Consider the following 7,057-nt stretch of genomic DNA (forward strand, 5'->3'; position numbering starts at 1 on the left):
CTGGCTATCCTTATTTCGTTATATGTCGGTTCTGCTATGCCTGCCGACCGAATCGGTATTCGTTCTGGCATACCACCAGCGTGCATCCTCTTCCGTACCCTCATTCGGAAGGCACAGAGAGATGGACACAGATCGCCGCCTGGCCGCCCGCCGCGTCTCGCGGGCCGCCTTCATCGGCACCGCCATCGAGTGGTACGACTTCTTCCTCTACGGCACCGCCGCGGCCCTCGTCTTCAACAAGCAGTTCTTCCCCGCCATGGACCCGGTCGCCGGCTCCATCGCCTCCTTCGGCACCATGACCGTGGGATTCCTGGCCCGCCCGCTGGGCGGCATCGTCTTCGGCCACTTCGGCGACCGGATCGGGCGGCGCAACACGCTCGTCGTCTCGCTGCTCATCATGGGGATCGGCACCACGCTGATCGGCGTGCTGCCGACGTACGACAGCCTGGGCGTGTGGGCGGCGGTGCTGCTCGTGGTGATGCGCGTCGCCCAGGGCATCGGCCTGGGCGGCGAGCTCGGCGGCGCGGTGGTGCTGACGATGGAGCACGCGCCGAAGGGCCGGCGCGGCCTGTTCGGGGCGTTCCCGATGATGGGCACCCCGGCGGGCATGTTGTGCGCCAACGCCGTCTTCCTCGGCACGTCCTCGCTGCTGGGCGAGGAGAGCTTCATGGCCTGGGGCTGGCGGGTGCCGTTCCTGCTCAGCATCGTGCTGGTGGCGGTCGGCCTGTACCTGCGGCTGCGCATCGAGGAGAGCCCCGACTACGCCGACCTGGTCGAGCGGCGCAAGCCGGTCAAGCTGCCGATCGCGGTGGTGCTGCGCGACCACTGGCGCGAGGTGGTGCACACGATCGGCGTGATCATCGGCAACAGCGCGCTGGCCTACATCTTCATGGTCTACATCCTCGGCTACGGCGAGGCCGCGGCCGGCCTGTCGCGGACGTTCCTGCTGAGCTGCGTGATCGGCGGCGCCGCCGTCTGGCTGGTCACCGCGCCGCTGTGGGCCCACCTCGGCGACCGGCACGGGCTGCGTGCCGTCTTCACCTGGGGCTCGGTGGTGCTGCTGGCCGGCGCCCTGGCGATCCTGCCGGTCGTCAACACCGGCAACAAGCCGCTCATCGCGGTGTTCATGCTGGTCATGGGCGCGGTGCTGGCCATGACGCACGCGCCGCAGGGCACGCTGACCGCCAGCTTCTTCCCGGTCGCCATCCGGTACTCCGGCACGTCGGTCGCCTACCAGCTCGCCTCGCTGCTGGGCGGCGGGATCACGCCGCTGGTGGCCGCCTCGCTGTTCGCCTCGACCGGGACCTCGTTGTCGATCACCGCCTACCTGACCGTGGTGACGGTCATCAGCCTGGTCGCCGCCCTGGTGATCCCCCGCAACGACGCCGAACGCCTGGGTGACCAGCCGGTTCCCGCCGACATAGCGAAATAGGGCAGGTTCGCCCTGGTCATATGATGATTTCGTGATATCTCGTCCGCTGGACCTGCTGAGCGGCCGGCTCAAGCTGCGGCACCTCGTGCTCGTGACCACCATCGCCGAGCAGGGCGGCGTCCTGCGCGCCGCCGAGCACCTCCACCTGGCCCAGCCCGCCGTGACCCGGGGGCTGCGGGAGGTGGAGCAGATCCTCGGGGTGGAGCTGTTCACCCGCGGATCGCGCGGCGTCACCCCCACCCTCTTCGGCGAGGCGTTCATCGACCACGCCCGCGCCGTGCAGGCCGAGCTGCGCCGCGCGGGCGAGCGCATCGCCGGCCTGGCCGACGGCACGGCCGGCACGGTCACCGTCGGCACCCTGCTGGCCGCCACGAACGTGCTGCTCCCCCGCTCGATCGCGGCGCTCAAGGCCGAGCGGCCGGGCATCACCGTGATCGTGAAGGAGGGCACGTTCGACTCGCTGGTCCCCCAGCTCACCGGCGGCGACCTCGACCTGATCCTCGGCCGGCTCAACCCGATCGAGGACCGCCCGGACCTGCGCCAGATCCCGCTCTACAACGAGCCCGTGCTGCTGGTCGCCCGCGCCGGGCACCCGGCGGCGCACGCCCGCGCGCTGGCCGGCCTGCTGGACTACCCGTGGATCCTGCCGCTGGAGCAGACCTCGCTGCGACGGGAGCTGGAGCAGGTGTTCCACCGCAACGGGCTGCCGCTGCCGCCCGACCGCACCGAATGCAGCTCCATCCTGACGATCCGGTCCCTGCTGCTCGGCACGGACATGATCGCCGCGCTGCCCGCGCTCTTCGTCAGGACCGACCCCCAGCTCCTCGAACTCCAGGTGCCGCTGCCGTCGGTGCGCCGCTCGGTGGGCGCCACCCTGCCCGGGGCCCGCGCCCTGACGCCGGCGGGCAAGGTCATGCTCGCCCACCTCCAGCAGCAGGCGCGACGCCTCGACACCGGGGACGCGGACAGCCCGTCCGGTGCGGCGCCGGTGGGAGACTGAGGGCATGGTGGCAGGAGCCGGGTTCGAACCCGAGTCCGTACGCGTCATCCGGCGGCTGCGCGACGACATCCTCGACGGCGTCCGCCCGCCGGGCAGCAAGCTCGTCGAGCGCGATTTGGCCACCGAGCTCGGCGTGAGCCGGGTGCCGGTGCGCGACGCCCTGGCCACCCTGGCCGCCGAGGGGCTGGTGACGTTGCGGCCCCGCACCTGGGCCGTGGTGCGCGAGTTCACCGCCCGCGACGTCGCCGACCTGGTGGAGGTGCGTTCGGCGTTCGAGGCCGTCACCTTCCAGCTCGCCGCCCGGCGGCACGACGCGCAGGGCCTGCGGCGGCTGCGCGCCGACCTCGACGCGGAGCTGCGGGCGGCGCGCGCCGGCGACGCGGTCCGCGCCCGGCGGGCCGCCGCCGACTTCCACGAGACGGCCACCGCCATCGCGGGCAACGACCTGCTGGTCGAGGTGGGGCAGGTCCTGCGCAGCCGGATGCGCTGGCTGCTCGGCCGGCACGACGACCTCCAGGCGGTCGCCGACGAGCACCGCGAGCTCTACGAGGCGATCGCCGCCCGCGACGTGACCCGCGTCGGCGAGCTGGTCGCCCGGCACGTGGCGACCAGCGCCCGGCTCATCGGGGAACACGCCGACCGGCTGCGGTCCGGCACTCCCTGACCCCGCGCGGGCGTCAGGCGACCCCGCGCGGGCGTCAGGCGTCCAGGAACACGTCGCCGTCGCTGGCCTCAGGCGTCAGGCGTCAGGCGTCAGGCGTCAAGGAGCACGTCGCCGTCGCGGGCGACCACCCTGCCGCCGGCGACCACGAGCGCCCGCGGCGGCACCCGCACGAGCGCGTCCGGCACGTTCTCGGCGTCCATGAGCACGACGTCGGCCCGCGCCCCCGCGACGAGGTCGTGCCGGTCCCGGTGCACGAACGGCGCCGCCTTCGTGGTGGCCAGCTCCACGGCGGCGGTGAGCTCGTCGTCGGAGCGCAGCCCGTGCAGCCGGGCGAAGCCGAGGGCGACGCGCAGCAGGTCGCCGTCGCCGAACGGCGACCACAGGTCCCTGATCCCGTCGGTGCCGAGGCCGAGGCCGATGCCGCGCTCGGCCATGCCCCGCCACGGGAGGGGCGCGGTGCGCACCGGCGCGACCGTCGCCCAGGAGATGCCCGCCGCGGCGAGGTCGTCGAGCAGGCCGCGCTGGCGTTCGGGGGCCAGGTCGCCGAGGGCGAAGCCGTGGGAGACGGTGACCTTGCCCTGCAGGCCGGTCCTGAGCGTGCGGTCGATGATCAGCTCGTACTGGAACGCGCCGAGCTCGCCGCCGTCGTGCAGGTGGATGTCCAGGCCGACGCCGCGGCGTTCGGCGATCTCGAACAGGCCGTCGAGCTGGGCGACCGGGTCCCGGTCGATGGTCGCGGGGTCGATGCCGCCGATGCTGGTGGCGCCCGCCCGCGCGGCCTGGTCGAGCAGGTCGAGCACGCCGGGCCGGCGGACGACGCCGTCCTGCGGGAAGGCCACGATCTCGACCTCGATCGCCCCGTCGAGCCGTGCCGCGGCCTCGCGCACGGCCTCGATGCCGCGCAGGCCGACCCCGAGGTCGACGTCGACGTGGGTGCGGGTGGCCGTGGTGCCGTGCCGCAGGAACTCGCGCAGCACCGCCACCGTGCCGTCGACACCCGGGATGCCGTACTTGTCCCGTTCGGCGCGCTCGTGCTCGATGCGGCCCTGCGTGGTCGCCACGCCGCCGTACGACACCCAGGGCCGGCCCCACCAGCTCTTGTCGACGTGGGCGTGGGCGTTGACGAATCCGGGCAGGGCCAGCAGGCCGCGGCCGTCGATGTGCTCGCCGGCGGGCGGGGTGGTCCCGGCCGGGAGCACGGCGGCGATCCGGGTACCGTCGATGGTCAGGTCCACGGGCGCGCCGCCCCAGGGGCGCACGTTGGAGATCGTCCAGGAAGTCACCTGAAAATGGTATACCAAAAGCGGATCGTCCCAGGCAGAAGGCCCTGTCCCGTCGGCGGCCGGCCGTTGTCGTAGCCGTTTGGGAGAATCGGCGCGGGCCGCGGCAGGCGCGGTCCCCCCGACCGGAGAGAGGTGGTCCGATGGGCCCAGAGGTCTTCGACAGCCGTGACATCGGCCAGACGGAGGAGTTCCTCAGCAAGGCGTACGCCAAGATGCGCATCGGCTCCGACGTGAAGAACCCCCGCACCCAGATCTCCCGCCAGGTCATGGGCTCGGTCAGCATCGACCGGCTCAACCTCGAATACGCGATGAGCTTCGACGTCAACCCGCTCGGCAAGGTGTGCCTGTGCGCGGTCGAGACCGGCACCATCGCCCAGCAGGTCGCGGGCGGCCCGGACGAGCTCTTCGGCCCCGGCGACACGGTGTTGTTCGCCCCGCACGACCTGCCCTACACCGGCGAGATCCGCCGCTCGCGCTACGACATCATCATGTTCGACCCCGCGCTGCTGCAGCAGGTGGCCGGCACGCTGCCCGGCCGCCGGGCCGAGCCGGTCCGGCTGGTGGGGCACCGCCCGGTCTCCGCCGCCGCCGGCCGCCATCTGCGGCGCACCCTCGCCTACCTGCGCGACGACGTCCTGGCCGCCCCCGAGCTGGCCGCCGAGCCGCTGGTCGTCTCCACCGCCGGGCAGCTCCTGGCCGCCAGCGTGCTCACCGCCCTGCCCACCGACGCCGACGACGCCGCCCCCGGCTCCGCCCGTCCCGAGGCGCTGCGCCGGGCGACGGCCTTCATCGACGACCACGCCGCCCTGCCCATCGGCATCGACGAGATCGCCACCGCCGCCCGGGTCAGCGCCCGCGCCCTCCAGTACGCCTTCCGCCGGCACCTCGGTACCACCCCGCTGGGCTACCTGCGCCAGGCCCGGCTGGCCCGCGCGCACGCCGAGCTGAAGACCGGCGATCCCGCCACCACGGTGACCGCCGTCGCCGCCCGGTGGGGCTTCTTCCACCCCGGGCGCTTCGCCCAGCTCCACCGGGCCGCCTTCGGCTGCTCGCCCGGCGACACCCTCCGTTCCGCGGCCGAGCTCCGCCGCGACTGATCCTCTGATGCCCGTTTCGTTCTGCGGACAGGAGTGAGCCGGATTCTTCGCCTGATGTGCTGACCCGCCACCGCCGAAGGCTCAAGGGTTGGAGGCGAGCACCGATCGCCGCGGCACGGAGGAGATGATCGCGATTGAGTCCCGGCCGTAGCAGCGACATGGCGCGTCCGCGGCGAGGCCGTGGCCGCAGGCCAGGCGATCGAGAGGCAGCACAGTCGGGGTGGCCGCGCCCTCCGGGCGACCGCGTCGGTCCCGTGACCGAGCCGATCCCGCCGCCGGCCTGTGATGCCTGACCTCCTTCGTCCGCCGCCACACCCGTCCCCTTCAGGCCGGACGGGCCTTCGTGCTGCCCGGCCTCCGGTGACAGCGTGACCCCTCTGAGCCTGAACTGCCGCGATCTGCCCGGCGGCGTGCTGGTGACCGTGATCGGCGAGCTCGATGCCTCCAACTCGACGCGGCTGGGCTCCTTCACCGAGCGGCACCTGCGGCCCGGGGCGGGCATGGTGCTCGACCTGGGCGAGCTGAGCTTCATGGACAGCCGCGGCCTGCACATGTTGTTACGCCTCAACGCCGCGGTGCTCGACCACGGGGGCGTCCTCCGCCTGGCCGGCGTGCAGGAGCTGCCCGCGCGCGTCCTCCAGGTCACCGGCGTGTGGTCCTCGCTGACCGTCCACGCCGACGTGGGCGACGCCGTGGCCGCGATGGGCGCGCAGCGCCCCGACAGCCTCCGCGAGTCGTCGTGAGCGGTCCCCGCCGCACCTCGGCGTTCGGGGCTGAAGATCATGAGTACCGGCTCTAGAATCCGGATGACCGACAACCACGACTGTTCCGTCGACGACCTCGATCATGGCCTGCTGATCAGGGCCGTTCGCGAGGTCACCGGCAGGACAGTCCCGACAACGTCGTAGGACACGAGGGTGACATGAGCGAAGCGATGACCGGTGGCTCCCGTTCCGCGTCCGGGGGCGCCGAGGTCGGCGAGCTTCGGCTGCGTCAGCTGCTCGGCGGGCTGACGGCGGTCCGGGACGGCGATTTCCGTACCCGGCTGCCCGAGGACGCCGATGGGCTGCTGGGTGAGATCGCCTCGGTGTTCAACGGCATGGTCGATCAGTTGTCGTTGTTCACCTCCGAGGTGACCCGGGTGGCGCGTGAGGTGGGCACGGACGGGCGGCTGGGTGGTCAGGCCGATGTGCCGGCGGTGTCGGGCACGTGGAAGGACCTGACGGAGTCGGTGAACGCGATGGCGGGCAACCTGACCGATCAGGTGCGCAGTATCGCGCAGGTGACGACGGCGGTGGCGCGGGGTGATCTGTCGCAGAAGATCACGGTGCACGCTCGTGGGGAGATCCTGGAGCTGAAGAACACCGTCAACACGATGGTGGACCAGTTGTCGTCGTTCGCCGACGAGGTCACGCGGGTGGCGCGTGAGGTGGGCACGGAGGGTCAGCTGGGTGGTCAGGCCGAGGTGGAGGGGGTGGCGGGCACTTGGCGTGACCTGACCGACTCGGTGAACTTCATGGCGGGGAATCTGACCGATCAGGTGCGCAACATCTCGCAGGTGGCCACGGCGGTGGCGCGGGG

At 72.5% G+C, this 7,057-nt stretch carries 7 protein-coding genes; 6 read left to right on the forward strand and 1 reads right to left on the reverse strand.

All coding sequences use genetic code 11. The features are described 5' to 3' along the window. Window positions 1-121: 121 nt before the first annotated feature. Genes ACIBQ6_RS47180 through ACIBQ6_RS47190 form a run of 3 tightly spaced genes read left to right on the forward strand, consistent with a single transcriptional unit; the run spans window position 122 to window position 3,096 of the window. Window positions 122-1,432, forward strand: a complete 1,311-nt coding sequence (locus ACIBQ6_RS47180) for an MFS transporter (protein WP_358299276.1) — start codon at window positions 122-124, stop codon at window positions 1,430-1,432. A 31-nt stretch (window positions 1,433-1,463) separates the two neighbouring features. Beyond that, on the forward strand, window positions 1,464-2,432 hold the full coding sequence (locus ACIBQ6_RS47185) for a LysR substrate-binding domain-containing protein (protein WP_364338849.1): 969 nt from the start codon (window positions 1,464-1,466) through the stop codon (window positions 2,430-2,432). A 4-nt stretch (window positions 2,433-2,436) separates the two neighbouring features. Beyond that, window positions 2,437-3,096 (forward strand): GntR family transcriptional regulator, encoded by a 660-nt coding sequence (locus tag ACIBQ6_RS47190; protein WP_397219171.1) that lies wholly within the window; start codon window positions 2,437-2,439, stop codon window positions 3,094-3,096. 89 nt (window positions 3,097-3,185) lie between these two features. On the opposite strand, the gene ACIBQ6_RS47195 is transcribed toward ACIBQ6_RS47190, so the two are convergent. After that, the gene (locus tag ACIBQ6_RS47195) at window positions 3,186-4,379 is read right to left on the reverse strand and encodes an amidohydrolase (RefSeq protein WP_397219172.1); all 1,194 of its coding nucleotides are present in this window, start codon (window positions 4,377-4,379) and stop codon (window positions 3,186-3,188) included. Window positions 4,380-4,519: 140 nt separating this feature from the next. Here ACIBQ6_RS47195 and ACIBQ6_RS47200 point away from each other — a divergent pair, with 140 nt between their 5' ends. The 3 genes from ACIBQ6_RS47200 to ACIBQ6_RS47210 form a co-directional block, all read left to right on the forward strand. After that, window positions 4,520-5,476 (forward strand): helix-turn-helix transcriptional regulator, encoded by a 957-nt coding sequence (locus ACIBQ6_RS47200; protein WP_397219173.1) that lies wholly within the window; start codon window positions 4,520-4,522, stop codon window positions 5,474-5,476. Between the two features lie 368 nt (window positions 5,477-5,844). Further along, window positions 5,845-6,219 carry an STAS domain-containing protein gene (locus tag ACIBQ6_RS47205; protein ID WP_397219174.1) on the forward strand — a complete coding sequence of 125 codons (375 nt, stop codon included), beginning with the start codon at window positions 5,845-5,847 and terminating at the stop codon, window positions 6,217-6,219. A 179-nt stretch (window positions 6,220-6,398) separates the two neighbouring features. Further along, window positions 6,399-7,057, forward strand: a 659-nt coding sequence (locus ACIBQ6_RS47210) for a HAMP domain-containing protein (RefSeq protein ID WP_397219175.1), incomplete at its 3' end; no start/stop codon positions are given.

Origin of the sequence: Nonomuraea sp. NPDC049655, assembly GCF_044465465.1 — a bacterium.
Lineage (GTDB): Bacteria > Actinomycetota > Actinomycetes > Streptosporangiales > Streptosporangiaceae > Nonomuraea.

Excerpts from the sequence above, each read along its gene's own strand:
- ACIBQ6_RS47200 (WP_397219173.1), top strand. The coding sequence starts at position 4,520 with ATGGGCCCAGAGGTCTTCGACAGCCGTGACATCGGCCAGACGGAGGAG.
- ACIBQ6_RS47180 (WP_358299276.1), top strand. The coding sequence starts at position 122 with ATGGACACAGATCGCCGCCTGGCCGCCCGCCGCGTCTCGCGGGCCGCC.
- ACIBQ6_RS47190 (WP_397219171.1), top strand. The coding sequence starts at position 2,437 with ATGGTGGCAGGAGCCGGGTTCGAACCCGAGTCCGTACGCGTCATCCGG.